At 64.0% G+C, this 26,180-nt stretch carries 27 protein-coding genes, 1 tRNA gene and 1 pseudogene; 22 read left to right on the top strand and 7 right to left on the bottom strand.

All coding sequences use genetic code 11. The features are described from left to right. The first annotated feature begins 18 nt into the window (after nt 1-18). The 3 genes from rpoZ (at nt 19) to ACP7DD_RS19730 (ending at nt 3,172) form a co-directional block, all read left to right on the top strand. Nucleotides 19-222 (top strand): DNA-directed RNA polymerase subunit omega, encoded by a 204-nt coding sequence (gene rpoZ, locus ACP7DD_RS19740; RefSeq protein WP_094441537.1) that lies wholly within the window; start codon nt 19-21, stop codon nt 220-222. Between the two features lie 80 nt (nt 223-302). After that, the gene (locus ACP7DD_RS19735) at nt 303-2,549 is read left to right on the top strand and encodes a RelA/SpoT family protein (RefSeq protein WP_426176503.1); all 2,247 of its coding nucleotides are present in this window, start codon (nt 303-305) and stop codon (nt 2,547-2,549) included. A 143-nt stretch (nt 2,550-2,692) separates the two neighbouring features. Further along, a complete protein-coding gene (locus ACP7DD_RS19730) occupies nt 2,693-3,172 on the top strand; it encodes a VOC family protein (protein ID WP_426176502.1) in 480 nt (159 codons plus the stop codon). A gap of 10 nt (nt 3,173-3,182) precedes the next feature. Here ACP7DD_RS19730 and ACP7DD_RS19725 read toward each other — a convergent pair whose 3' ends face one another. The 5 genes from ACP7DD_RS19725 to ACP7DD_RS19705 all read right to left on the bottom strand — a co-directional run bounded on the left by ACP7DD_RS19725 (nt 3,183) and on the right by ACP7DD_RS19705 (nt 5,591). Beyond that, nucleotides 3,183-3,428: a hypothetical protein gene (locus ACP7DD_RS19725; protein ID WP_426176501.1), complete on the bottom strand. Its 246-nt coding sequence runs from the start codon at nt 3,426-3,428 to the stop codon at nt 3,183-3,185. A gap of 37 nt (nt 3,429-3,465) precedes the next feature. Then, the gene (locus ACP7DD_RS19720; protein WP_426176500.1) at nt 3,466-3,837 is read right to left on the bottom strand and encodes a hypothetical protein; all 372 of its coding nucleotides are present in this window, start codon (nt 3,835-3,837) and stop codon (nt 3,466-3,468) included. 113 nt (nt 3,838-3,950) lie between these two features. After that, the gene (locus ACP7DD_RS19715) at nt 3,951-4,991 is read right to left on the bottom strand and encodes an alpha/beta hydrolase (RefSeq protein WP_426176499.1); all 1,041 of its coding nucleotides are present in this window, start codon (nt 4,989-4,991) and stop codon (nt 3,951-3,953) included. 214 nt (nt 4,992-5,205) lie between these two features. Continuing rightward, a tRNA-Thr gene (locus ACP7DD_RS19710) sits at nt 5,206-5,282 on the bottom strand. Nucleotides 5,283-5,429: 147 nt separating this feature from the next. Then, nucleotides 5,430-5,591 (bottom strand): hypothetical protein, encoded by a 162-nt coding sequence (locus ACP7DD_RS19705; RefSeq protein WP_426176498.1) that lies wholly within the window; start codon nt 5,589-5,591, stop codon nt 5,430-5,432. 7 nt (nt 5,592-5,598) lie between these two features. Here ACP7DD_RS19705 and ACP7DD_RS19700 point away from each other — a divergent pair, with 7 nt between their 5' ends. Both ACP7DD_RS19700 and ACP7DD_RS19695 read left to right on the top strand, forming a co-directional pair. Then, the gene (locus ACP7DD_RS19700) at nt 5,599-6,018 is read left to right on the top strand and encodes a hypothetical protein (RefSeq protein WP_426176497.1); all 420 of its coding nucleotides are present in this window, start codon (nt 5,599-5,601) and stop codon (nt 6,016-6,018) included. Next, nucleotides 6,009-6,323, top strand: a complete 315-nt coding sequence (locus ACP7DD_RS19695) for a DUF1993 family protein (RefSeq protein WP_426176496.1) — start codon at nt 6,009-6,011, stop codon at nt 6,321-6,323. The genes ACP7DD_RS19700 and ACP7DD_RS19695 overlap by 10 nt, the downstream gene beginning before the upstream one ends. A gap of 118 nt (nt 6,324-6,441) precedes the next feature. Here the strand turns inward: ACP7DD_RS19695 and ACP7DD_RS19690 are convergent, their stop codons facing one another. Beyond that, nucleotides 6,442-6,873 (bottom strand): YciI family protein, encoded by a 432-nt coding sequence (locus ACP7DD_RS19690; protein ID WP_426176495.1) that lies wholly within the window; start codon nt 6,871-6,873, stop codon nt 6,442-6,444. A 339-nt stretch (nt 6,874-7,212) separates the two neighbouring features. Here ACP7DD_RS19690 and ACP7DD_RS19685 point away from each other — a divergent pair, with 339 nt between their 5' ends. Next, nucleotides 7,213-7,776 carry an RES family NAD+ phosphorylase gene (locus ACP7DD_RS19685; protein WP_426176494.1) on the top strand — a complete coding sequence of 188 codons (564 nt, stop codon included), beginning with the start codon at nt 7,213-7,215 and terminating at the stop codon, nt 7,774-7,776. Here the strand turns inward: ACP7DD_RS19685 and greB are convergent. Further along, nucleotides 7,742-8,308, bottom strand: coding sequence for a transcription elongation factor GreB (greB, locus tag ACP7DD_RS19680; RefSeq protein ID WP_426176493.1), 567 nt, complete (start codon nt 8,306-8,308; stop codon nt 7,742-7,744). The genes ACP7DD_RS19685 and greB overlap by 35 nt on opposite strands. A gap of 73 nt (nt 8,309-8,381) precedes the next feature. Here greB and ACP7DD_RS19675 point away from each other — a divergent pair, with 73 nt between their 5' ends. The 16 genes and pseudogenes from ACP7DD_RS19675 to nirB form a co-directional block, all read left to right on the top strand. Next, nucleotides 8,382-8,978 (top strand): hypothetical protein, encoded by a 597-nt coding sequence (locus ACP7DD_RS19675; protein WP_426176492.1) that lies wholly within the window; start codon nt 8,382-8,384, stop codon nt 8,976-8,978. Between the two features lie 16 nt (nt 8,979-8,994). Then, nucleotides 8,995-10,125 carry a histidine kinase gene (locus ACP7DD_RS19670; protein WP_426176491.1) on the top strand — a complete coding sequence of 377 codons (1,131 nt, stop codon included), beginning with the start codon at nt 8,995-8,997 and terminating at the stop codon, nt 10,123-10,125. After that, a complete protein-coding gene (locus ACP7DD_RS19665) occupies nt 10,122-10,769 on the top strand; it encodes a response regulator (RefSeq protein ID WP_426176490.1) in 648 nt (215 codons plus the stop codon). The genes ACP7DD_RS19670 and ACP7DD_RS19665 overlap by 4 nt, the downstream gene beginning before the upstream one ends. Before the next feature lie 121 nt (nt 10,770-10,890). Next, nucleotides 10,891-12,474, top strand: coding sequence for a GGDEF domain-containing protein (locus tag ACP7DD_RS19660; RefSeq protein WP_426176489.1), 1,584 nt, complete (start codon nt 10,891-10,893; stop codon nt 12,472-12,474). Nucleotides 12,475-12,916: 442 nt separating this feature from the next. Continuing rightward, the gene (locus ACP7DD_RS19655; protein ID WP_426176488.1) at nt 12,917-14,845 is read left to right on the top strand and encodes a flagellin; all 1,929 of its coding nucleotides are present in this window, start codon (nt 12,917-12,919) and stop codon (nt 14,843-14,845) included. A 74-nt stretch (nt 14,846-14,919) separates the two neighbouring features. Continuing rightward, nucleotides 14,920-15,279: a flagellar protein FlaG gene (locus tag ACP7DD_RS19650; RefSeq protein ID WP_426176487.1), complete on the top strand. Its 360-nt coding sequence runs from the start codon at nt 14,920-14,922 to the stop codon at nt 15,277-15,279. Between the two features lie 141 nt (nt 15,280-15,420). Then, nucleotides 15,421-16,911, top strand: coding sequence for a flagellar filament capping protein FliD (gene fliD / locus ACP7DD_RS19645; RefSeq protein WP_426176486.1), 1,491 nt, complete (start codon nt 15,421-15,423; stop codon nt 16,909-16,911). Nucleotides 16,912-16,945: 34 nt separating this feature from the next. Then, complete coding sequence (gene fliS / locus ACP7DD_RS19640) at nt 16,946-17,425, top strand: flagellar export chaperone FliS (RefSeq protein ID WP_426176485.1); 480 nt, start codon at nt 16,946-16,948, stop codon at nt 17,423-17,425. 3 nt (nt 17,426-17,428) lie between these two features. Further along, nucleotides 17,429-17,752 carry a flagellar protein FliT gene (locus tag ACP7DD_RS19635; RefSeq protein WP_426176484.1) on the top strand — a complete coding sequence of 108 codons (324 nt, stop codon included), beginning with the start codon at nt 17,429-17,431 and terminating at the stop codon, nt 17,750-17,752. An 82-nt stretch (nt 17,753-17,834) separates the two neighbouring features. Then, nucleotides 17,835-19,124 (top strand): flagellar hook-length control protein FliK, encoded by a 1,290-nt coding sequence (locus ACP7DD_RS19630; RefSeq protein WP_426176483.1) that lies wholly within the window; start codon nt 17,835-17,837, stop codon nt 19,122-19,124. Continuing rightward, nucleotides 19,117-19,446 carry an EscU/YscU/HrcU family type III secretion system export apparatus switch protein gene (locus ACP7DD_RS19625; protein WP_426176482.1) on the top strand — a complete coding sequence of 110 codons (330 nt, stop codon included), beginning with the start codon at nt 19,117-19,119 and terminating at the stop codon, nt 19,444-19,446. The genes ACP7DD_RS19630 and ACP7DD_RS19625 overlap by 8 nt, the downstream gene beginning before the upstream one ends. Nucleotides 19,447-19,489: 43 nt before the next feature. After that, the gene (locus ACP7DD_RS19620; protein ID WP_426176481.1) at nt 19,490-20,224 is read left to right on the top strand and encodes a flagellar brake protein; all 735 of its coding nucleotides are present in this window, start codon (nt 19,490-19,492) and stop codon (nt 20,222-20,224) included. A 66-nt stretch (nt 20,225-20,290) separates the two neighbouring features. After that, entirely contained in the window at nt 20,291-20,935 is a 645-nt protein-coding gene (locus ACP7DD_RS19615; protein ID WP_426176480.1) for an ANTAR domain-containing response regulator, read from the top strand. 25 nt (nt 20,936-20,960) lie between these two features. Further along, nucleotides 20,961-22,160 (top strand): CmpA/NrtA family ABC transporter substrate-binding protein, encoded by a 1,200-nt coding sequence (locus tag ACP7DD_RS19610; protein WP_426176479.1) that lies wholly within the window; start codon nt 20,961-20,963, stop codon nt 22,158-22,160. 318 nt (nt 22,161-22,478) lie between these two features. Continuing rightward, the gene (locus ACP7DD_RS19605) at nt 22,479-23,801 is read left to right on the top strand and encodes an MFS transporter (protein ID WP_426176478.1); all 1,323 of its coding nucleotides are present in this window, start codon (nt 22,479-22,481) and stop codon (nt 23,799-23,801) included. 11 nt (nt 23,802-23,812) lie between these two features. Continuing rightward, nucleotides 23,813-26,065: pseudogene (gene nirB, locus ACP7DD_RS19600) on the top strand (nitrite reductase large subunit NirB); the annotation flags it as partial. Nucleotides 26,066-26,180 lie beyond the last annotated feature (115 nt).

Genomic DNA, 26,180 nt, shown 5'->3' with positions numbered 1-26,180 from the left:
ACCAGATCAGGAGTAATAATGGCCCGCATTACCATTGAAGATTGCTTGAAGCAAATCCCTAACCGTTTCCAGCTGACCCTGGCCGCGACCTATCGCGCGCGTCAGTTGTTGCAGGGCCACACCCCGAAGGTCGATGCCAAGGACAAGCCGACCGTCGTCGCCCTGCGCGAAATCGCCGCCGGCAAGGTCGGCATCGAGATGCTGAAAAAGGTGCCGATGTAATTGTGTTCGGCAAGCCTGATTACGTGTCAACCCGCCATTCTGGTATCCTTTCATCACACTGCGGCTGATTGACTTTGCGTATGAACCTGACCACACCGGATTCGACACACTCAGGCACGCCAAAGACCCGCGCCGCACGCGCGGCGTCGAAGTCGCCAGACAATGCCGCCCCGGCCCCCGCGCCGGGCGTCGCTTCGGTCACCCAGTTGTCGGCCAAGCTGTCCGAATACCTCACCCCTTCCGAACTGAAAAAGGTCAAGGAAGCATATCGTTTCTCCGACGAGATGCATCTGGGCCAGGTCCGCAAGTCGGGCGAACCCTACATTTCCCATCCGATCGCGGTCGCCGAAATCTGCGCCGACTGGAAGCTTGACGCCCAGGCCATCATGGCCGCGCTGTTGCACGACGTGATGGAAGACCAGGACGTCAAGAAGGAAGAGCTGATCGAACGCTTCGGCGCGCCGGTTGCCACCCTCGTCGACGGCCTGTCGAAGCTGGAAAAAATCGAATTTCAGACGCTGATCGAGGCGCAGGCGGAAAACTTCCGCAAGATGCTGCTGGCGATGGCGTCCGACGTGCGCGTCATCCTCATCAAGCTGGCCGACCGGCTGCACAACATGCGCACGCTCGAGCACATGACGCCGGCCAAGAAGCGCCGCATCGCCGCCGAGACGATGGAAGTGTATGTGCCGATCGCGCACCGCCTTGGCCTCAACAACATCTACCGCGAGCTGCAGGACCTGGCCTTTTCGCACCTGTATCCGATGCGCTACCGCACGCTGTCGAAGGCGGTCAAGGCGGCGCGCGGCAACCGCCGCGAAGTGGTCAAGAAGATCCTCGAGTCGGTCAAGGCCACGCTGGCCAACGCCGGCATGCCGGCCGAAGTGTACGGGCGCGAAAAAACGCTGTACGGCATCTACAAGAAAATGCGCCTGAAGCACCTGTCGTTTTCGCAGGTACTCGACGTGTACGGTTTCCGCGTGGTGGTCGACAACTTCGCCGACTGTTATGTTGCGCTCGGTACCTTGCACGGCCTGTACAAGCCGATGCCAGGCAAGTTCAAGGACTACATCGCGATCCGCAAGCTCAATGGCTACCAGTCGCTGCACACGACGCTGATCGGCCCGTACGGCACGCCGGTCGAGTTCCAGATCCGCACCCAGGAAATGCACCGCACCGCCGAATCCGGCGTGGCCGCGCACTGGCTCTACAAGAGCGGCGAATCGAACCTGACCGAGCTGCAGCAGCGCACCCACAGCTGGCTGCAGTCGCTGCTCGACATCCAGCAGCAGACGGGCGACTCGGCCGAATTTCTCGAGCACGTCAAGGTCGACCTGTTCCCCGATTCGGTCTACGTGTTCACGCCGAAGTCGAAGATCATCGCCCTGCCGCGCGGCGCCACCGCGCTCGACTTCGCCTACACGATCCACACCGGCATCGGCGACCATACCGTGTCGGTCAAGATCAACAACGAAGCGGCGCCGCTGCGCACCGAGCTGCGCAATGGCGACATCGTCGAGATCGTCACCGACCCGAATTCGCGCCCGAGCCCGACCTGGCTGGCGTTCGTGCGCACCGGCAAAGCGCGCTCGGCAATCCGCCACCACCTGCGCACGATCAACCTCAACGAGTCGGTCGAGCTTGGCCAGGAACTGCTGGCGCAGGCACTCACCACGCTCAACATCAACCCGGACCTGCCGCAGCCGACGATCGAAAAGCTGCTCAACGAATCGTCGGCCAAGTCGATGGACGACCTGTACGCCGAGATCGGCATCGGCAAGCGCATGGCCGCGCTGGTGGCGCGCCACATCTTCGGCCTGATCGACGACGACCTCGGCAACCTGCCGTCACAGCACCACCTGGTGCCGGCCGAGCTCGATCCGGTGACGATCTACGGCAGCGAAGGCGTGTCGGTGCAGCTGGCGCCGTGCTGCCTGCCGATTCCAGGCGACCAGATCATTGGCCAGCTGCGGCGCGACCAGGGCCTGGTGGTGCACACCAGCGACTGCATGCCGGCCAAGCGCCTGCGCATGAAAGAGCCGGACCGCTGGATCGCGGTACAGTGGGGCGCGGAACTGAACCGCCGTTTCGACTGCCGCATTCGCCTCTTGATCAACAACGAAAAAGGCATCCTCGCGCGCGTGGCGGCCGAGATCGGCGAGTCTGACGCCAACATCACCTACGTCGGCATGGACGAGGATGAAGAACACGTGATGACGCAGCTGCGCTTCACCATCCAGATCAAGGATCGCGTCCACCTGGCGCACCTGATCCGCAACCTGCGCCGCGTGGCCGGCGTGACCCGCGTCGAGCGCGAACGCGCGTGAGGCTGCCCGACGAGCCGGCTACAATTCCACCTTCCAACCTCTGCAACAGCCACGTGACAGGGTCAGACCCCGGACGCGCCCGCCTGTCAGCCGTCAGGGTTATGGATTAAGCTACGTATTCGTTCATCCATTGGAGAACTAATATGGTCAGCAAAAACACAATTTGTCTTTGGTTCGACGGCACGGCAGAAGAAGCGGCGAAGTTCTACGCGGCGACATTTCCTGATAGCTCTGTGGGGTCGACCGTGCGCGCGCCCGCCGACTATCCGTCCGGCAAAGAAGGCGACGTCCTCGTGGTCGAATTCAACGTACTCGGCATTCCGTGCGTTGGTCTGAACGGCGGCCCCGGAGTGACGCACAACATGGGTTTCTCGTTCCAGGTTGCCACCGACGACCAGGCCGAAACCGACCGGCTGTGGAATGCGATTGTTAGCAACGGCGGCCAGGAAAGCCAATGCAGCTGGTGCATCGACAAGTGGGGCATTTCGTGGCAAATCGCGCCGCGCGTGCTGACCGAGGCGATCGCCAATCCGGATCGCGCCGTTGCCAGGCGCGCCTTCGAGGCAATGATGCACATGACAAAAATTGACATCGCCGCCATCGAAGCGGCCGTGCGCGGTTAGACCAGGCGCGTTAGTACGCCGGCGCGCTCTGCCGGCTCTTTTCCTGCAGATGCGCCAGTTTCGCTGAATAGCGTTCGCGTCCGTCCGGCGTGGCGCTGGTCTTCACCGCCAGCGCCAGCTGTTCGCGCGCCTGCGCCGTTTCGCCCAGGTACAGGTGAGACAGCGCCAGCCAGAAATGGAATTCGTCGGAGTACGGCGCGCGCTTGACCTCGCGCGCGAACAGTTCCTTGGCGGCGCCATATTCGGCGCGATCCATCGCCGCCCGCCCCAGGTTAAAGAAATGGTAAGCCGGTTCAGGTTCGATGGCTGCCAGGCGCTGTTCGAGTACCTGCGCTTCCACGCCCCGGCCAAGCTTGGCCAGCACGGGCACCAGATTGCGCATCGTCGCGCGTCACCGTCGCGTTGTAATCGAGTTGCAGCTCGCCCTTCCGGTAGCGCGCGTCGAACAGGCCGTGCTCGGGCCCCCTGGCGCGTAGCTCGGCGCGAAACGCGTCACTGTTGAGATATGCGCGCATTTCCGGACTGAGGGTGAACAGGTCGTCGACGCCGATACGTTCCGTCGGCGGTTTGAACGCGGCGTCCTTGAACAAATGAGACGGGTCGGGCTTGATGCTCGCGCAGCCTGCCAGCAGCAAGGTCAGGAACAGGGTTGCCAGGCATTTCATACCGCCTCCAATCAGATCATGCGCAACGGTCGCGCATGAAACTTCCTGGTTGCAGTATCTCGCCGAAGTGGGCGCCTGTCAAAGACGTCGTGGCAGGCGCCGCACTCCAACGCTTACTGTTTCGCGGCGAAAGCCTTCTTCAGCTGGTCGGCCGCAAATTGCTCCGCTTCGTTCGCCTTTGGCACTACCGCGCCCATGCCGAAGAATTCGTGCGCGACGCCGGTATATTCCTTGTATGTCACGTTGACGCCGTCCTTTTTCAGGCGGTCGCCATACGCCTTGCCTTCGGATAGCAGCGGATCGATCTCGGCGGCGATGATCGTCGCCGGCGGCAGCCCTTTCAGCGATGCTGCTTTCATCGGCACGGCGTATGGATTGGTCACATCGGCGCCATAGTACTTGAAGAACCACGCCATCATCGGCTTGTTCAACGGCTTGGCGGCGGCGTTACGCTGGTATGACGGCGTGGTCATGTCGTCGCTGACGACCGGATAGACCAGCAGTTGATGCACGGGCATCTGAATCTTCTTGTCGCGCGCCATCATCGAGACGACGGTCGCAAGGTTGCCGCCCGCGCTTTCGCCGCCGACCGCCACGCGCGCCGGGTCGCCGTTAAACTCCTTGGCGTGCGCCAGGGTCCACACGTAGGCGGCGTAGGCATCATTCGGCGCTGCCGGGAACTTGTGTTCCGGCGCCTGATGGTAGTCGACCGCGACCATGATGGCGCCGGCCATTTTTGCCAGCGCGCGCGGCGACGCATCATACGTCTTGGTGTCGGCGATGACGAAGCCGCCACCGTGGTAATACACCATCACCGGGAATGGGCCTTTGCCCTCCGGTGTGTAGATGTGGATCGGGAACTCGCCCAGCGGACCGGCGATCATCATGTCCTTGACGGTGACCCCGGCTTCCGGCGCGGCGCTCTTGCCCGTTTCTGCCAGCACCTTTTTGACGGCGTCGGCCGGCGTCGGCTGCTTGCGTGCCTCGGCGGGAGTGAGCGTTTCGATCGGCTTGCCGCCGAGCGAAGCCAGTGCATCGAGGACTTTCTGCATGTGCGGTTCCGCCTTTGGCGCTTTTTGCGCGCCCTGCGCGTAGACGGCGCCGCTGACAACGGCTGCGGCAGCAACTGCCGTGAACACGATAGTTTTCTTCATTATTTGCCTTCGTAAATTTTGCTAGCTGGAGACCGCAGCGAGCCGCGGTGAAATGTAAGCCAACAGATATACATGACGCAGTCGAAACGGTATGTTCGGCACTTCGCTTTTGTCTCGAAACAGAGGGGCGCGAAACGCCTCGCAACGACAGGCGAAAAAAAACCTGGCTCGCCGTTTGAAGGGCGCAGCCAGGTCTTTTTCTACTACGAATTATTGGTGCCAACTGCCGGATTCGAACCAGGCGACCTGATGATTACACTTCATCCACTCTTCCAACTGAGCTAAGCCGGCACGTGCCACTATAATAACAGATGAGCTAGTTGCAATCATGCACGATTGAAAACGGCATGTGGCCTTCAGATGAGTAGTCAAATGACAGCGCCGCCGTTTCCGGGCGGCGGCGAACGCGGCTCGAACGCCCATGTTACCGTACGACTTTTAACGGTTAAGGCCGCAGATGCGAAATTCAACGATGTTGATGGTGTTGGTGCTCTCGGCCACCGCTTGCGCCAAACCCGAGCCTGCCGCGCAAGTTGCGCCATCGGCGACTGCGCCTGCGGCGGACAGCGCAGCCAGCGCGTCACCCGCACGAATCGCCAAGCCAGTCTTGTCCAAAGCCGGCTATGGTCCGGTCATGTTTGGAGACACGTTAAGCGCCATCGAACAGAAACTCGAAGAAAAAAGTACACCGCTCGGCGTGCGCGATCCTGCTTGCAGTTCCGTGCGCTTCGGTCAACTGCCGGGCGCGCGTTTCATGGTCGAAAAAGGCGTGATCACACGCGCCGATGCCGATGCCGGCACGCCGAACGAACTCGGCGTTGCGGTCGGCGACACGCTGGCCCAAGCGAAGCAAAAGTATCCCACCATTGAAGTCGGTCCGCACAAGTACTGGCCGGCCGGCCATTACCTGACCGCCCGGAGCGTCGATGCAAAAGCGGCGATCGTGATGGAAGAAGATGGCAAGCACATCACGAAGATCCGTGCCGGCCTCGAGCCCGCTGTGAGCTACGTGGAAGTGTGTCTGTAGTCCTGGTTCAAGCATCGCCCACATTCGCCGATGACGAAACCACTTTCGCCCAGCTGCAGGATCGCATCGCCGCGACCATCGCCTACATCGAGAGCGCCGATCCGGCGCAACTCGGCGCAGGCGAAGAGCGTGAAATCAAGCTGAACTGGACCGCGTCCGGGCCAACCTTTACCGGCGCCAGCTACCTACTGACGTTTGCGCCGCCAAATTTTTACTTTCACGTCGTGACGGCCTACGACATCCTGCGCAACCAGGGCGTCAACGTCGGCAAGCTCGATTATCTTGGCGCATTCGATCAGCAATGATTGGCTGGCGCGCGCGCCGAGCGATCGCCTCTAAGCGAGCTCAGTATCGGTCCCAGCTGCGCGCGGATGACGGTATATTTTTTCGTCCGACTGTAGCAACCGGGGATCGGCGGCTTGCCTAGCCCTTTTGCTTGGCGAGCTCGGCGCGCTGGTGCTCTTCCTGGGCGCGCAGTTCAGGCGTGAATTCGGCGCCAAGATCTTCCATCTCAACGATCTGGCGAATTTCAATCGTCGCCTCACCGCTGATCATCGGCATCGGCACCTTCTTGACCCACTCGATCGCCTCTTCCTTCGACTTCACTTTCCAGATCCAGAAGCCGGCCAGCATGCCGCCGGTCCGTTCAAAAGGTCCGTCGGCAACGCTGACGTTGGCGCCGGAAAAGTGCACGCGCGCCCCTTTCGAGCTTGGCTGCAGTCCCTCGCCCGCCTCCATCACGCCAGCCTTGATCAGCTGCTCATTGAAGTTCCCCATGTCGGCCAGGAGCTGTTCGCTCGGCATCACGCCGGCTTCGGTGTCCTTGTCGGCCATTAACAAAATCATGAATCGCATGCTGGTCTCCGAAGGGTTATTTCAGATAGATAGAATTATCACGAAACCCGAGCGCGTGCCCAGCAAAACATCTGTGCGAAAGACGAGGGTGCATCGGAATACGACGGGCGCTCGTCTTCGCTCAGAATTAAATAATCCGACGCATGTCTACCATTCGCGCTGAGATCGATCTATTTTTGGAGAATCCTATGACAACCTTGTGGTCGCGATGGGCGCTGCGATCAGCAATAAAAGATTCCATTGCGTTAAATGACGGGGTGGGTGCTTCGCACCCGGACAATGCTGATTTGTTCACGATGCCCACTTCCGAGCTGGCCGGATCGAGTTTGGAATCGTTTCGTGACTACGCCCGAAACACACTGGTGGAGAATCTCCCGGCAGACGCGTAAACTTGACGCTGAAGACATGACAGGGAGTGGAGCAAAAACCCACGGTGGGCGATGGAACAAGCCAGCCAAAGCGGTCACTTACACGTCGACCTCTATCTCTTTGGCAATACTTGAGACGCTTGCGCATTTGGCTGGCGTCGTGGCGATTCGCAACTCCTTCCTGGTCAAGTGCACGGTTCCGGACGAAATCTGGAGTCGACGACAACAGGTGTCGTCGGATGCGTTACTACCGTCCTGGCGTGCGCAGCCGGCCGGATCGAAGTCTGTCAGGTTTGGAGATGCATGGCTCATCTCCAACACCAATGCGCTCATGCTGATTCCCTCCGTTATCGTGCCGGAAGAGTACAACGCTTTGGTCAACCCTGCACATCCAGACCGCGCAGATTTCGGCTATGGCGGTACGTCAGCTGATCTACGATCCACGTCTAAAAATAACGTCGTACGCGCTAGCAAGGGAAATCGGTTCTGCGGCCAAACGTTCAATCCGGCGAAGGCGCCGGATATTCCACGCTGAGCAGTTCGAGTTCTTCCGGCCCGAGCGGCGTCTGCAAGGTGACGACGTCGCCCTCGCGCGCCTTCGTCATGGCCCGCGCCACCGGGGAGACCCAGCTGATCTTGCCTTTGAGCGGATCCAGTTCGTCGATTCCGACAATGGTGACGCTGTGCTCTTCGCCGGCAGCGTTGCGGTAGCCGACGGTGGCGCCGAAAAAGACCTGATCGTTGCCGAAATGGACGCTAGGGTCGACCACCGCGGCCGAGTCCATGCGCTTGGTCAGGAAGCGGATGCGCCCGTCGATCTGGCGCAGCCGCCGCTTGCCATATATATAGTCGCCGTTTTCCGAGCGGTCGCCGTTCGAGGCGGCCCAGTGCACGATGCGTACCACCTCGGGCCGGTCGACGTCGATCAGCTGCAGCAGCTCGTCCTTGATGCGCTGGTAGCCGGCCGGCGTGATGTAGTTCTTGGCGCCGGCGGGAATGGCCTGCGCCAGGGCCAGCGCTTCCTCGTCGTCATCGTTGTCGGACTCTTTGACAAATGCTTTATTCATCAGCCTATTGTAACGGCACGCAGCCGTCCTGTCCGCGTGTCCGCGCCTGAACTTTTGACGTATGATGGCCGCAATGAAAAGTTCCCGCACATTGCGCAACCGGCTGCTGTCGCCCCTGGTGTACCTGGCGGCGCTGTTGCTGCTGCTCGAGGACTGGCTGTGGGATCTCGGCCTGCGCCTGGTGCGGCTGGTGGTTGCCTGGCCGCCATGGAAGGCGCTCGAACGCCACATCATCGCGCTGCCGCCGTACGCCGCGCTGGCGGCCTTCGTGCTGCCGGCAATCTTGTTGCTGCCGGTTAAACTGCTGGCCCTGTTCGCCATTGCCAGCGGCCATCCGATCTCGGGCATCAGCGTCATCATCGTGGCCAAGGTCGGCGGCGCGGCGCTCGTGGCGCGGCTGTATGTGCTCACCAAGCCGACCCTGCTGTCGTTGCCGTGGTTTGCGCGCTGGCACGAGAAATTCATGACACTCAAGGATTACTGGATCGGCCGCCTGAAAGCGACGGACGCGTTCCGCCGCGTCAGCATGCTGTCGGCGATGATGCGCGGCGCCGCCCGTGCCGCCCTCGCTCGCCTGCGCCGGAAGGCCGGCTTCGGCGCCCGCCACGCCAGCCGTCCGGCGCGCATGCTGCGCCGCTTCATTGCCATCTGGCGCGCGCGCCGCCGTTGAACCTGTGCATCTGCCCATGACCACCACGCCCGCGCTGTCCGCCCGCGAATCCGACCTGATCGAAGAGCTGGCCCGCTACCAGGCACGCTTCAATGCCATCGTCAGCAATACGCCGGGGCTGGTCTATCAGTTCGTGCTGGACGCCGGCGGCACCGTCAGCTTCCCTTACCTCAGCGAAGGCTGCGCCGCGCTGCTGGGCCTGGGCGCGGCGGCGCTGCAGAAAAAGCCGCAGCTTTTCCTCGGCCTGATCCTGCCGGAAGACCGCAAGGGCTACAGCGACTCGATGCACGCCTCGGCGGCCGGCATGTCTAGCTGGAACTGGGAAGGCCGTATCTGGGTCGACGCCTGGAAGGACGTCAAGTGGATCAACCTGCGCTCGAGCCCGCGGCCGTTGCGGGACGGCGGCGTGCAGTGGGAAGGGATCATGACGAACATTACCGCCAGCAAGGCCGCGCAGCTGGAAGTGACCAATTCGCGCGCCCGGCTGGCCGAGCTGACCGCCCACATCGAGGAAGTCAAGGAACAGGAGCGCACCCGCATCGCGCGCGAAATCCACGATGACCTCGGCGGCAACCTGACCGCCATCAAGATGGCGCTGGCGATGTTGTCGAAGCGCCTGCCGACCGACCAGCCGCAGCTGGCCGACAAGGCCGTCTACGTCGATTCGCTGGTCGACCGCACGATCGAGGCGGTGCACCGCATTTCGCTCGACCTGCGCCCGTCGATGCTCGACTTCGGCATCGTCGCCGCGCTCGAATGGCAAGTCAACGAATTCGAGAAGCACATCGGCGTGCCGTGCAGCTTCACATCGAACGAGAAGGACATCGACCTGGCCGCCGACCATGCCAGCGCGCTGTTTCGCATTTTCCAGGAAGCGCTGACCAATATTGCCAAGCATGCCCATGCGACGCGGGTGACGGTGTCGCTGACGCGCCTGCGCCATCACATCTGCCTGAGAATCAGCGACAACGGTGGCGGTGTCCAGGCGGCCGACCGCATCAAGCCCGGCTCGTTCGGCCTGCGTGGCATGAGCGAGCGCGCCCTGGCGCTGGGCGGCACAATGGCCTTGTCGCGCACGCGCGGAGGTGGCACCATTGTGGCCATCAAGATCAAGCTGGCCTCGCCAGGAACCGAATCGCCCCAATGACCGAAAAAGCCACCATCCGCGTTTTCATCGCCGACGACCACGCCATCGTGCGCGAGGGCCTGAAGCAGATCCTCGCCGAGCAGCGCGACATCGTCGTCGCCGGCGAAGCCGAAAACGGGCTCGACGCCATCAAGTTATTTCGCAAGGCTAAGTGCCACGTGATGCTGCTCGATATCTCGATGCCCGACCGCAGCGGCATCGAGGTGCTCAAGCAGGTCAAGAAAGAGCATCCCGAGATGGCCGTGCTGATGCTGTCGATGCACCGCGAAGACCAGTACGCGATCCGTTCGCTCAAGGCGGGCGCGGCCGGCTACCTGACCAAGCAGAGCGCGCCGCAGGAACTGGTGGTGGCGATCCGCCAGGTCGCCGCCGGCCAGAAGTATGTCAGCGCGGCGCTGGCGCAGGAGCTGGCCAGCCAGCTCGGCGACGGCCACGACAGCGCGCCGCATGAGGCGCTGTCGGACCGCGAATACCAGACCCTGACGATGATCGCCTCCGGCAAGACGGTCAGCGCGATCGCCCAGGAACTGTCGCTGTCGGTGAAGACCATCAGCGAATACCGCGCCCGCCTCTTGGTGAAAATGAAGTTGAAAAACAGCGCCGAACTGACCCATTATGCGATCAAGAACCAGCTGATCGAATAAGTCGGTTTTAATGCCGTCAGGGAAGATGGGTTTTCTGCCTTCTAATTAAACGTTCGCCTGTCGGCAAAAGCGCTTATCATTACGCCATCAGATACCAACCCGAGCCGTTCCCGCTTTCGCCATGTCGCTCCCTCCCGCAAAACCGCCGGCCGCTCCCGGTCAGAATCCCGCCGACATCGCACGCGAAGCATTTCGTCGCCTGGCCACGCGCCGCATCGCGCCGACGCCGGACGCCTATCGCGCCATCTATGACGAGATCGCCGGCATCGTCGCCGAGCCGGTGGCGCCGCCCGCGCCTGCCGACAGCGGTGCCGAGACGGTGCTCGGCAACTTCGCCAGCAAGCTGACCGACACGCCGGGCGAGCTGGCCGAGTTCGGTCGCCGCTTCAATCGCGCCGTCAAGGCGCGCGACTGGGACGGCTACGCGCGCGGCCTGTCGCAGCTGGTGGAAAAGCATTTTCGCAAGGCCAGTACGATTGAGCTGGCGCCGCTGTCCGAAGCGGCCGAGTCGAAGCAGCTGCGCGACCTGCTCAGCCGCACCTTGACGGTCGCCGTCGCCTCGCTGCTGACCGGCATGCCGGCGCTGGTGACCGAGGCGGAATCGCTCGGCGCCGCCGCCAAGCTGGCGCACACCGACGAAGCCCTGGGCGAAATCGCCGTGCGCCTGAAGCAGCTGTGCTACCAGATCGAGATCAAGAGCGGCGACGTCGCCGAACAGCAGGAATTGCTGCTGCGCCTGTTCAAGCTGCTGCTGGAAAACGTCAGCGAACTGCTCGATGACGACAGCTGGCTGCGCGGCCAGATCGACGCCGTGCAGGAGCTCATTTCCGGGCCGATGGACCAGCGCGCACTGGAAGACGCCACGCGCAGCCTGAAAGACGTGATCTACAAGCAAAGCCGGCTCAAGCACAGCCTGTCGGACGTCAAGTCGACCGTCAAGAACATGATGATGACGTTCATCGACCGGCTCGGCTCGGTCGCGGCCAGCACTGGCGACTTCCACGAAAAGATTGGCGGCTTCTCCGAAAAGATCAGCAAGGCCGACAACATCGACGACCTGAACGTGGTGCTCGGCGACGTGCTGCGCGAAACGCGGCTGGTGCAGACCGAGGCGCTCAAGTCGCGCGACCGCATGATCGCCGCGCGCCAGGAAGTGCTGGAAGCCGAGCAGCGCATCGTGTCGCTGGAGGCGGAGCTGCGCCACATGAGCGAGCTGGTGCGCGAAGACCAGCTCACCGGCAGCCTGAACCGGCGCGGGCTCGACGACGTGTTCGAGCGCGAAACGGCGCGCTCGGACCGCCGCGGCACGCCGCTGTGCCTGGCCATCCTCGACCTCGACGACTTCAAGCGCCTCAACGATACTTACGGCCACCTGGCTGGCGACGGCGCCCTCAAGCACCTGGTCAAGATCGTCAAGGAAACGCTGCGCTCGATGGATGTGATTGCCCGCTTCGGCGGCGAGGAATTCCTGATCCTGCTGCCGGAGACCACGGTCGAGGCGGCGGCGCAGACGATGACGCGTCTGCAGCGCGAGCTGACCAAGCATTTCTTCCTGCACGAGAACGAGAAGCTGCTGATCACGTTTTCGGCTGGCGTGGCGCTGCGCTACCCGAACGAGGCGCAGCCGGCGCTGGTGGCGCGCGCCGACAAGGCGATGTACCAGGCCAAGAAGAGCGGCAAGAACCGCGTCATCGTCGCCGAGTAATATCCTCAGTACAAGCCTGCGTTCGAGCGGACGCAGGGCCCGCATCCCGATTCCCTCCCTGAACTTCACGTCACCTCTGTTGCCTCGGTATCACGCCTCGCGCTGACCGCGGTTCCGTTGTCGGCGAAATAACAGACGCCGCCACGCGCTGCCGAGACTGTCAAATTCGTGAGTAAAACGATAACAAAACGTCGGCCCCGGCGACACAAAATAAAATTAATTTCGCCCTAAAGTTCACCTTTTCGCTGTCGTTTAAGCGCACCGGATTTGCCAAAGCTGAGAGTGAAACCACAGATTTATTATTGTTTTCTCCTATCAACTTTTTGAGGGGAGCGACGTTACCAGATTCAACTGCGGTTTGATTGTCTCGGAACAGCGAGGCAGACCAAAGTAAGACGCGGCACGTAGCCCACCCCGGAATTACCCAGTTTGGAGAATTAAAATGGCTGCATTTATTAACACCAACATCGCTTCGCTGAATTCGCAACGTAACCTGAATTCGTCGCAAACCGCTCTCACGACTTCGCTGCAGCGTCTGTCGTCCGGTCTGCGTATCAACAGCGCAAAAGACGACGCCGCCGGTCTGGCAATTTCGGAGCGTATGACGTCGCAGATCAACGGTTCCGACCAGGCAGCTCGTAACGCCAACGACGGTATCTCGCTGGCTCAAACGGCCGAGGGCGACCTGGCTCAGATCGGTACCAACTTGCAGCGTATGCGTGAGCTGGCTGTGCAGGCTTCGAACGGCACCAACTCGGCATCGGACCGCGCAGCACTGAACGGCGAAGTCCAGTCGCTGGCAGCTGAAATCGACCGCGTCGCACAGAACTCGTCGTTCAACGGCGTCAAACTGCTCGACGGTTCGTTCTCGTCGCAGGACTTCCAGATCGGCGCCAACAACACCAGCAACGACCGCATCACGATCGAGTCGATTTCCAGCGCACGTACTTCCCAACTGGGCGGCGTGGGCACCAGCTTCGATGCCAAGATCAGCAGCGGCGCAACCACCGGCGCTCTGTCAGCCGGCGACATGACCCTGAACGGCTTCCAGGTCGGCGCGTCGGCGATGGGTGCAGCACCAGGCCAAAGCGCCTCGAGCGCCTCCTCGATCGCAGCAGCGATCAACAAGATCTCGGCCGACAGCGGCGTGACCGCATCGGCTGACGTGAACAAGGTGTCCGGCAGCTCGGCGACGACCTTCGGCGCCACCACCGGTGCCATCGCCGCCGATACGTTCAGCATCAACGGCGTCAACGTCGGCGCAGTCAGCGGCGGCGCAACCGCAGCCGGCCAGGGCGCCAACGTTGCGGCGGCCATCAACAAGATCGCTACCCAGACCGGCGTGACCGCGTCGGCCAACGCCACCACCGGCGCGCTGACCCTGACCGCTTCCGATGGCCGCGACATCAGCATCGGCCTGAACGGCACTGCAGCAAGCACCGCCGCCGTCGCGACCGACAAGACCGCGTTCCTGGCCCAGACTGGCCTGGCTACCGCCGCTGTCGGCACCAAGGGCGGCACCGAGACGACCGAAGTAGCGTTCGGCGCCTACACTGCACTGAGCTCCACTACCGCGACCGATAAGTTCTCGATCAGCGTCGATGGCCAATCGCTGCTCGCATCGACCGCCGTCGGCACCGGCATCACCGCTGCAACGGTGCAGGCAGGCGTCGATTCGTTCGCCACCGCCAACTCGGCTACCCACAGCGTCAGCGGCACCGTCGCTGGCGGTGACCTCAAAATCACCAAGCTCGACGGCACCGCATCGGCAGTCAAGATCGAATCGTCCAACGCCGCCGGCTCCGCCGTCGCTGTCGGTACCCCTTCGGGCGGCTTCGCCAGCCAGGCTAACATCGCCTACGGCGGCGCTGCTGTCAGCACCACGGCCGGTACGGGCACCGGCGTCGCCGTCGGCGTCGCAAAAGCGAACCACGGTACCGTCACCCTGAGCAGCAGCAGCGCAAGCGGCATCGTCTACGGCGGCGCGAACCTGGCCAAAGCTGGCCTGGCAGCAGCCGGCGGCGTAGTCGCAGCAACGACGACATCGTCGGTGTCGAGCCTGTCGAGCATGGATGTACTGACCTCCGCCAACGCTGCCAAGGCCATCTCGGCCATCGACGGCGCGCTGGCCACGGTCGGCACTTCCCGCGCTTCGCTGGGTGCTTACCAGAACCGTTTCGCTTCGGTCGTATCGAGCCTGCAAACGTCGTCGGAAAACTTGTCGGCTTCGCGTAGCCGGATTCAAGATACCGACTTCGCCAAGGAAACCGCTTCGCTGACGCGCGGCCAGATCCTGCAACAAGCTGGTACCGCCATGCTGGCACAGGCTAACTCGCTGCCAAACGGCGTGCTGGCCCTGCTGCGCGGTTAATCAACAAGTCTTCACCGCAACACGAAACCCGGTCCGGTTCTCCCGGCCGGGTTTTTTCCGTTTAAGGAATTAGCATGGAAATCCGTCCACAAACGAGCGCAGCGGCGCCACCAACGCCGCCCGCCGACAAGAGCGCGGCCATCGCCGCGCGCAACGACGCGGCGCCGACCCAAACTGTAATGGCCGCCAAGCAACCAGCGGCGACGGCAACGGAAGACGAAGTCTCGCACGCACTCAAGAGCATCAACCACGCGCTGAAGGAACGCTCGCAGGACCTCGAGTTCTCGGTCGACGACGACAGCGACCGCACCATCGTCAAGGTGGTCGACAAGAGCACCCAGGAAGTGATCCGCCAGATGCCGACCGAGGAAGCACTGGAAATTGCGAAGGCGCTCGACCGCCTGCAAAGCCTGCTCGTCAAGCAAAGCGCCTGAGTGGCGCCAGCTGTGTAGTTCCAGAATAGACAGGTGATCGTCCCTCTAAAGTCCAGTTGGCTTGGGCCGTTAACAACGTATATTTAACTTTTGAAGCAGGGGGCAACAGTGGCGGGATCTCTTTCTGGCATCGGTTCATCCATGGACATCGAGGGCATCGTCACGAAGCTGATGTCCGTCGAGCGCCAGCCGCTCGCCCGCATGATCAAGCAGGAGACCAGCTACCAGATGAAGCTGACCGGCTTCGGCACGCTCAAAGGCGCCCTGTCGCAGTTCCAGAGCTCGGTGCGCGCGCTGTCTGAGGTCAGCAAGTTCCAGGGCACCAAAAGCTCCCTGATCGACACCACGATCGCCTCCGTTACCTCCACCACTGCCGCCGCCCCCGGTACCTATGCGCTCGAAGTGAGCCAGCTGGCCAAGGCGCAGAAACTGGTCGTCGACGGCACCGGCAGCGACACCGTCGCGCTCGGCAAGGGCGTCATCAAGTTCGACCTCGGCACCATTGTCGGGCCCCTCGGCGCCGATGGCAAGCCCGGCCCGGCCACCCTAGGCGCCGACGGCAAGTACATCGACGCGACCGCTTTTACGCCCGGCGCCGGCACCACCAAGAGCGTCACCATCGACGGCGGCAGTTCGCTGGCCGATATCCGCGACGCCATCAACAAGGCCGGCATCGGCGTCACCGCCGCCATCGTCAACGACGGCAGCGCCACGCCGTACCGCCTGACCCTGACGCAAAACAGCACCGGCCAGGCGAGCAGCATGAAGATCTCGGTGGTCGACGCCGACCCGGCCGGCAGCCCGCTGCTGTCGGCCCTGCTGACCCACGATCCGATGGATCCGGCCAAGGCGATGAGGGAGACCGGCACCGCCGTCGACGCCAAGTTCAAGCTCGACGGCATCGACGTGTCAAAACCGTCCAACACGGTCGACGACGTCGTCACCGGGGTCACCTTGAACCTGCTCAAGACCAACGTCGGCACCACCACCGCGCTGAACGTGGTGCGCGACACCGGCGCCGTGTCGACCGCGGTGACGTCCTTCGTCAAGGCCTACAACGACATCAGCCAGACGCTGCGCGACGCGATGGCCTACAACCCGACCACCAAGACAGCGGCCATCCTGAACGGTGAAGCGAGCGTTCGCGCCATCCAGACCCAGGTGCGCGGCGTGCTGGCGGCGGCAATTCCCGGCGAGGGCGGCTTGACGCGCCTGTCGGAAGTGGGCGTGACGGTGCAAAAAGACGGCACGCTGGCGCTCGACAGCGCCAAGCTCAACAAGGCACTGGCGAGCAATTTCGACGACTTCGCCGGCCTGTTTGCCGCCGTGCCGGCCAACGGCACCGGCGACACCGCCAAGCCCGCCACGACCGGCTATGCGGCCCAGTTCGAGAAACTCGCCAGCTCCCTGTTGGCGGTGGGCGGTCCGCTGGCATCGCGTACCGACGGCATCAGCGAATCGATCCGCAACATCACCAAGCGCGAAACGGAGTTCAATGCGCGCATGGTCACAGTTGAAAAACGCTACCGTGCGCAGTTTACCGCGCTCGACCTGTCGCTGAGCAGCATGAACAACACCAGCACTTACCTGGCGCAGCAGCTGACGGCAATTAGCAACCTGAACAATCGGTAGTAATCAGTCGAAATATATTTAGGAGGGAGCATCCATGTTTGGAACGTCACAAAGAGGGGCAAACAGCTACGCCAAGGTCGGCCTCGAAACCGGCGTCGTCGCTTCCAGCCCGCACCAGCTGATCGTGATGCTGTTCGAAGGCGCGCTGGTGGCAGTGCGCGCCGGCCACGCGCACATGAAAGCGGGCGAGATCCAGAAGAAAGGCATGGCCATATCGAAAGCCATCCTGATCATCGAGAACGGCCTGCGCGCCAGCCTCGACAAGCAGGCCGGCGGCCAGATCGCCGAGAGCCTCGACTCGCTGTACGACTACATGGGCCGGCGCCTGCTGATGGCCAACGTCAGCAACAAGCCGGAAATTCTCGAGGAAGTGCAGACCTTGCTGCTCGACCTGAAGGGCGCGTGGGACGCCATCGGCGCCGCCGCCAAGCCAGCTGCAGCCGCCATCGAACCGCCGCGCGCCGCGTACGACAGCCTGGCGCCGCGCACCGCATCGTTTTCCATTGCAGGGTAAATCATGAACAGCGAACAAGTCATCTCGCTTTACGAAACCGTCAACGAACTGACCGGCAAGATGCTGCTGGCGGCGCAGTCGCGCGACTGGGAAAACCTCGCTGCCCTCGAGACCGATTGCGCCAGCCACGTGCAGACGCTCAAGGCCGGCGAACCGGTCGCCGCCCTGTCCGGCCCGATCCGCGCCCGCAAGGTCGAGATCATTCATCAGATCCTCGCCCACGACCGCGAAATCCGCAACCTGACGACGCCGTGGATGGCCGAACTGTCGGCCCTGATCAACAGCAGTGGCGCCTCGCGCAAGCTGTCGGCGGCTTACGGCGCCTGAAGTGAATGCCCGCCATGCCCGCCAGCGCGGTCGCTGATGCCGTAGGGTCTGGTGTTTGTAGCCGGGCCGCGGCAGGCGCACGATGATCCCCGCCGCCGACATCGTCAACGTCGCGCCGGTCGCCCGGATCACGCCGGTCACCGCCGCCGAAGCGGTCGCCGATGCCCGCCAGCAGGAGTTCCAGCGTTCGCTGTCCGGCCAGGTCGGCAAGTCGATGCAGGCCGAAGTGCTGTCGCGCCTGACCGACGGCAGCTTTCTGGTCAGGGTCGCCGGCACGCCGGCGCGCATGATGCTGCCATCCAATCCGCAGCCCGGCGCCGAAGTGCCGCTGACGCTCGTTGCCCTGACGCCCCGCCCTACTTTCAAGGTCACCGGCTCGCCGCAGTCCGCGCCGATTCCCGCCTTTGTCGCCGATAGCCTGGCCGAGCCTGGCGCGGGCGCCGGGTCCCTCGCCAGCACTGCCGCTAGTCCTGCCGCTGGTCCTGCCGCTGGTTCCGCAGCCGGTTCCGCCGCAGGCGCAGCCGCCGGCGCCGGCGCGGCCAGGGCTGGCGCCATGCAGCGCGCCGCCAGCCTGTTCAGCGACGCACCGGCGGCAAGCCTGCTGTCCGAATCCGATTCCTCCAGCACCCGCTCGACGCTGAGCGACGCGGCGCGCGTCATCACCACCGTGCTCGGCGCGGCAGCGCGCGCGCCCAACCCGCAGAACACCATCGTCGCGCCACTGCCGCTGCTTCCGGCCGCTTCCGCCGACCCGGTCAAGCTGGCCGCAGTACTGAAGGACGCCATCGGCGCCAGCGGACTGTTCTACGAATCGCACGTGGCCGAATGGTCGGCCGGCAAGCGAGCGCTCACCGAGCTGCAGCGCGAGCCGCAGATGCAGCGCGCCGCCGCCAGGCAGGAAGCCGGGCCGGCGGTGCAGGCGTCGGCCTCGCCAGCGTCGGCCGCGGCCGCGTTCGCGCCAGGCGGCGCCATCCCCGCCGACCCGGCCACCGCCCAGTTCATCAACCTGCAGCTGTCGAGCCACGAGCAGGGCCGCGTCGCTTGGCAGGGCCAGCTGTGGCCGGGCCAGCACATGTCGTGGCAGATCAGCCGCGACCCGCCCGAGCGCAGCGAGCGCCAGTCGCCCGGCGGCGAAGCGCCCGAAGCACCCTGGCGCAGCGCGCTGCGGCTGCGCTTTGCCGCGCTCGGCGAAATCGGCGCCACCGTCGTGCTCGCCGGCGACCAGCTGCACATCCAGCTGCAGCCGGGCTCGGACGCCATCGGCAACCTGCTGCGCGCGCGCGCCGGTGAACTGCAGCGCGCGCTCGAAGCGTCCGGCAATCCGCCCGCCTCGCTGACCGTCGGCGCCGCCCGGGAACCGGGCAATGTCTGACGACGCCGCCAGCCGCCGGCACCAGAACGCGGTCGCGCTGGCCTATCAGGACGGCGACGGCGCACCCAAGGTGGTGGCCAAGGGCAAAGGTCTGATGGCGCAGCAGATCATCGGCCGCGCCCAGCAGGCTGGCGTGTTCGTGCACGAATCGAAAGAGCTCGTCGCGCTGCTGATGGAAGTGGACCTCGACCGTCAGATTCCGCCGGCGCTGTATCGCGCGATTGCGGAACTGCTGGCCTGGCTATATCATGTTGAATCTGCACAAGGAAATGGCGGCCCAGCGACGCCGGTTCCCGACGTGGCCCGACTCATCAATACCTAAAATACCCGGCTGGCGAACGATGCAACCACTAAACGATGTAGATATGGAAAACTGGCACGATTTCGAGGTCAGCTCGCGCCGTGAAATCATCGCGCTGCTGCGTAGCATCGGCGAAAAGAACCAGCTGGTACGCATGTTGATCCAGGGCGAGGCCGACGTCTGCGTCACTTCGGTACTCGACGTCGACCCCGACACGAACTCGGTGATCCTCGACCGCTCGATCGACAACGCCCAGAACCTGCGCATCCTGCGCGGCCAGCGCATTTCCTTCGAAACCTCGCTCGACAAGATTCGCATCCTGTTTTCCGGCGAAGGCGTCACCGAGACCATGTTCGAAAACGCGCCGGCGCTGAAACTGGCGTTGCCGCTATCGCTGATCCGCCTGCAGCGGCGCGAGTTCTACCGCATGGCCACGCCGGTCAGCAACCCGGTAAGCGCGATGATCCAGATGCCCGATGATCTCGGCGGCGGCACAGTCGGCTTTCCGCTGTCGGACATCAGCTGCGGCGGCATCGCCATCCTCGACAACAAGCTGGTGCTGGGCGACACCATCGGCATCAACTACGAAGGCTGCCGCATCGACCTGCCCGAAATCGGCGCCGTCACGACCACGCTGCAGGTGCGCAATTCGGTCGACCTCACACTGCTCAACAACAAGACCAACCGCCGCCTCGGCTGCCACTTCATCGACATCTCGCGCGGCAACTTGGCGATGGTGCAACGCTACATCACCAAGCTCGAGCGCGAACGCAACGCCCGCATCGCCGGCCTGAACTGATCACGTCGCGCCGATCGGCGAAGAAATCACAAAACGCCCGGCACAAATCTTGCTTGCAGTACCGGCATGAAATCGCGTCAACCTCCTCCGTCGAAGCTGCGCATCGTCGTCGCCACCACCATCGTGCCGGCCGGCGAGCACGATGACGCCGCCATCGCCGCCCAGGTCCGGCGCGGCAACGCGCTGCGCATCGGCCTGCTCGAAGCCGGCTACGACCTGGTCGCCTCGCTGCCGGCCGACATGTTCCTGCCCGAGCGCATCGCCCAGCTGCAGCCCGACCTGATCATCATCGACGCCGAATCCGACGCCCGCGACGTGCTCGAACACATCGTCATCACCAGCCGCGACGAGCGCCGCCCGATCGTCCTGTTCACCGAAGACGACACCACCGCCAGCATGGAAGCGGCGATCGCGGCCGGCGTCTCGGCCTACATCGTCGCCGGCCTCAAGGCCGAACGCATCAAGCCGGTGCTCGGGGTTGCGCTGGCGCGCTTTCGCCAGGAACAAAAGCTGCTCGACGAACTGGCCGACACCCGCCACAAGCTGGCCGAGCGCAAAGTCGTCGAGCGCGCCAAGGGGGTGCTGATGGCGCACCGGCATCTGACCGAGGAACAGGCCTTCCAGAAGCTGCGCAGCATGGCCATGAACAAGAAGCTCAAACTGTCCGAGATCGCCCAGCGCATCCTCGACGTCGAAGACCTGCTGGGCTGACCCGGCGCACCAACCAAGGAGTGGTATGGCAGGACTGGCAAATGCGCGAGTCGGCGCACCCGAGCAGGAAACCGTGCGGGTCGGCTTCATGCCGCTGACCGACTGCGCGTCGCTGGTGATGGCGTCGGTGCTCGGCTTCGACCAGCGCTACGGCATCCGCATCGACTTGCGCTGCGAGATGTCGTGGTCGTCGGTGCGCGACAAGCTGTGCGACGGCGCGCTCGACGCCTCCCACGCGCTGTACGGCCTGGTCACCGGCGCCCACCTCGGCCTTGGCGCCCGCCGGCGCGACATGGCCGTGCTGATGGGCCTGAGCCAGAACGGCCAGGCGATCACGCTGTCGCGCCGCCTCGCCAGCCGCGGCGCCGTCGACGGCCCCTCGCTCAAGGCGCTGCTGGCGGTGACCGAGCGGCGCATGACCTTCGCCCATACTTTCCCGGGCGGCAATCACGCGTTGCTGCTCAGCTACTGGCTCGCCGCCCACGGCATCGATCCGCAGCACGACGTGCGCCTGGTCACCTTGCCGCCGTCGCAGATGGTCGCCAGCCTCGAAGCGGGCCACCTCGACGGCTTTTGCGCCGGCGAACCATGGAGCGCGCGCGCCGTGCAAGACAGCTGCGGCGTCACCGCCGCCACCAGCCAGCAAATCTGGCGCAACCATCCGGGCAAGGTGCTCGGCGCCAGCGCCGACTTCGCGCGCCGCAAGCCGCGCACCTGCATCGCGCTGGTCGCCGCCGTACTCGACGCGGCCCGCTGGATCGATGCCGACGAAGCCCACCGCGAGGCTGCCGCCGAAGTGCTCGCCAGCCCGGCCTACATCAACGCCGCCCAGGAGTTGATCGCGGCACGCCTGCTGGGCCGCTACCAGGACGGCCTTGGCAAGAGCTGGACCGACCCCGACCGCCTGCGCTTCCATGGCGATGGCGACGTCAACTTCCCCTGGCTGTCCGACGCGATGTGGTTCATGACCCAGCAGCGCCGCTGGGGCATGCTGAAGGCCGATCCCGACTACCTGGCGGTGGCCGGCGCCGTCAACCAGGTCGACCTGTACCGCGAAGCGGCTGAGCTGAGCGGCACGCCGGTCCCGGCCGGCGTGATGCGCAGCGCCGTCCTCCTCGACGGCAAGCGTTGGGACGGCAGCGACGCTGCCGGCTACGCCGCCTCGTTCGACAACGGCATGATGAATACTACTGCGCTCCCATCGTTGCGTTCCGAGCCAGATTAGTACCGCCGACTTGCAGACCGTCGTTCCCGCGCGGGCGGGAACCCCTGCTGAGCATGCGTTCGCACGTTTCACGCTGCAGCGCATCATTTTCGGGCATGCACGCACCGCCATGATGCGCATCGGATAGCCCTTCTCCGCCCCACGGGCACGCACCTCTGGCACGCTTCCTGCTCATACAACCATAACGGATCAACGGCGATCCCCTTAGATAAACAGCGCTGGTCCAATGGCGGACCGGCACGGACAACGGCGTCCGCCCAACCTGGTTGCTTCAACCGGGCTTGTGCGGACGCCTTTTCGTTTTTAACGGGAGCCACAATGGCCAGCAAAGCAACCAGCATCAAACTGTTCTCCTTCTCGACGCCACCGATGCGCGCCTTCCACCTGACCTGGATGGCCTTCTTCGTCTGCTTCTTCGCCTGGTTCGCCTGCGCCCCGCTGATGCCGGTCATCAAAGGCGAATTCGGCCTGTCGATCGCGCAGATCGCCAACATCAACATCGCCGCCGTCGCCATCACCATCCTGGTCCGCCTGATCATCGGCCCGATGTGCGACCGCTACGGCCCGCGCAAGACCTACACCGGCCTGCTGCTGCTCGGCGCCATCCCGGTGCTCGGCGTGGCGCTGTCGCAAAGCTACGAAAGTTTCCTGTTCTTCCGCCTCGGCATCGGCGCGGTCGGCGCCAGCTTCGTCATCACCCAGTACCACACCTCGGTCATGTTCGCGCCCAACGTCGTCGGCACCGCCAACGCCGCCGCTGCCGGCTGGGGCAACACCGGCGGTGGCGCCGCCCAGGTCCTGATGCCGGTGCTGATGGCCGCCGTCATCATGATGGGCGTGAGCGAAACGCTCGGCTGGCGCGTCGCCCTGCTGGTCCCTGGCGTGCTGATGCTCATCATGGCCGGCCTCTACTTCCGCTACACCCAGGACTGCCCACAAGGCAACTACGCCGAAATGCGCGCCGCCGGCATCGCCATCGATGGTGGCAGGGCGGGAGCGGGGGGCGCTCCCGCCGGCGGCTGGGACAGCTTCAAGGCCGCCAGCGCCAACTACCGCGTCTGGCTGCTGTTCATCACCTACGGCGCCTGCTTCGGCATCGAGATCTTCATCCACAACATCGCCGCTGTTTACTATGTCGACCATTTCGGCCTGTCGCTCGGCGCCGCCGGCATGGCCGCCGGCAGCTTTGGCCTGCTGGCGCTGTTCGCCCGCGCCCTCGGCGGCTACCTGTCCGACCGTGGCGCCGCCCGCGGCAACCTGAATAGCCGCGTCACCCTGCTGTTCATCATGATGATCGGCGAAGGCCTCGGCCTGCTGTGGTTCGCCAACGCCGACACCGTCACCTACGCCGTCATCGCCATGCTGTGCTTCGGCCTGTTCACCCACATGGCCTGCGGCGCCACCTACGCGCTGGTGCCCTTCATCGACAGCAAGGCGCTTGGCGGCGTGGCCGGCATCATCGGCGCCGGCGGCAATGTCGGCGCGGTAGCCGCCGGCTTCCTGATGAAAGGCACCGGCGACATCCAGCAGACCCTCAGCATCCTGTCCGCTCTGGTGGTGATCGCCGCGCTGTTCGCCATCGCCGTCCGCTTCACCATCAACACCACCACCGAACTTGCCCCGGCCGGCGCCGCGGCATAAGGAGAACACGCATGAAAATCATCGTCATCGGTCACGGCATGGTCGGCCACAAATTCCTCGAAACGCTGGCCCTGGAAGCGGCACATCTCGAAGTGACGGTCCTGTGCGAAGAGCCGCGCCCCGCCTACGACCGCGTGCACCTGTCCGAATTTTTTGCCGGTAAATCGGCCGACGACCTGTCGCTGGTCGCGCCAGGCTTCTTCGACAAGGGCAACGTCGCGCTCAAGCTCAACGCCAGGGTGACGGCGGTCGACCGCGCGGCGAAAACGGTGACTGTCAACAGTGGCGAAGTGCTCGCCTACGATAAGCTCGTCTTCGCCACCGGCTCCTACCCGTTCGTGCCGCCGCTGCCCGGCAAGGACCGCAAGGACTGCTTCGTCTACCGCACCATCGAGGACCTCGAAGCGATGCTCGAATGCGGACAGCGCTCCAAGACCGGCGTCGTGATCGGCGGCGGCCTGCTCGGCCTCGAATGCGCCAAGGCGCTGCGCGACATGAAGCTCGACACCCACGTCGTCGAATTTGCACCGCGCCTGATGGCAGTGCAGGTCGACGACGGCGGCTCGCGCGTGCTGCGCAAAAAAATAGAGCAGCTCGGCGTCACCGTCCACACGCAAAAGAACACCGTCGAAATCGCCGAAGGCGAAGCGCGCACCCACCGGATGCAGTTCGCCGACGGCAGCCACCTCGACGCCGACATGATCGTCTTCTCGGCTGGCATCCGCCCGCGCGACGAACTGGCGCGCGACTGCGGCCTGGCCGTCGGCCCGCGCGGCGGCATTGCCATCGACAACAGCTGCCTGACCTCCGACCCCGACGTCTACGCCATCGGCGAATGCGCGCTGTGGGGCGGCCAGATTTTCGGCCTGGTCGCACCCGGCTACGAAATGGCGCGCACCGCCGCGCGCCATCTGCTTGGCGGCGCGCCCGCCTTTACCGGCGCCGACATGAGCACCAAGCTCAAACTGATGGGCGTCGACGTTGCCAGCATTGGCGACCCGCACGCCACCGAAGAAGGCAGCCGCTCCTACCAGTTCACCGACGAGCGCAAGCAGGTCTACAAGAAGATCGTCGTCTCCAGCTGCGGCAAATACCTGCTCGGCGGCGTGCTGGTTGGCGACGCCGCCGAATACGGCACCCTGCTGCAGATGATGCTGAACCGGATCGGGCTGCCCGAGTCGCCCGAATTTTTGATCCTGCCGCAAAGCGACGGCAGCGCGCGTCCCGCGCTTGGCGTCGACGCCCTGCCCGACACGGCCCAGATCTGCTCCTGCAACGACGTCTCCAAGGGCACCCTGTGCGCCGCGGTGTGCGGCGGCGCCGTCACCATCGGCGACCTGAAAAGCTGCACCTCGGCCGGCACCAGCTGCGGCGGCTGCGTCGCCCTGGTAACCGAGGTGATGAAGGCCGAAATGACCAGGCAAGGCCTGGCCGTCGACAACCACATCTGCGAGCACTTCGCCTATTCGCGCCAGGAGCTGTTCCACCTGATCCGCGTCGGCCAGATCAAGACCTTCCCCGACCTGCTGGCCGCCCACGGCAAAGGCCTCGGCTGCGACGTCTGCAAACCGGCCGCCGCCAGCATCCTCGCCTCGACCTGGAACGACTTCGTCCTCACGCCCGTGCACGCGGCCGTACAGGACACCAACGACTACTACCTCGGCAACATCCAGAAGGACGGCACCTATTCGGTGGTGCCGCGCATGCCGGGCGGCGAAGTCACCGCCGACGGCCTGATCGCCGTCGGCCAGGTCGCCAAGAAGCACGGCCTTTACACCAAGATCACCGGCGGCGCCCGCGTCGACCTGTTCGGCGCCCGGGTCGACCAGTTGCCACTGATATGGGAAGAGCTGATCGCCGCCGGCTTTGAATCGGGCCACGCCTACGGCAAGTCGCTGCGCACCGTGAAGTCCTGCGTCGGCTCGACCTGGTGCCGCTACGGCGTCGGCGACAGCATGGGCTTCGCGATCGCGCTGGAGAACCGCTACAAGGGCCTGCGCACGCCGCACAAGATCAAGTTCGGCGTCTCCGGCTGCACCCGCGAATGCGCCGAAGCGCAGGGCAAGGACATCGGCCTGATCGCCACCGAAAACGGCTGGAACCTCTACGTGTGCGGCAACGGTGGCATGAAGCCGCGCCACGCCGAACTGCTCGCGACAAGCCTCGATGAAGCCACCGCGGTGCGCTACATCGACCGCCTGCTGATGTTCTACACCCGCACCGCCGACCGTCTGCAGCGCACCAGCGTATGGCGCGACAACCTAGCCTGAATGTTTCACAAACTGCCACAGCGGCCTCCGGGTTGCCGACACTGGACTTGTTTGGCTGTAATCGGAATGTCGCGGGCGATGTCGCCCCTACCCAATTGAACGGGACATC

It is taken from the genome of Massilia sp. TWR1-2-2, assembly GCF_049897565.1.
Lineage (GTDB): Bacteria > Pseudomonadota > Gammaproteobacteria > Burkholderiales > Burkholderiaceae_D > JAFCUW01.
The sequence above is the reverse complement of the archived record's forward strand: the minus strand, read 5'-3'. Positions and strand labels throughout refer to the sequence as shown.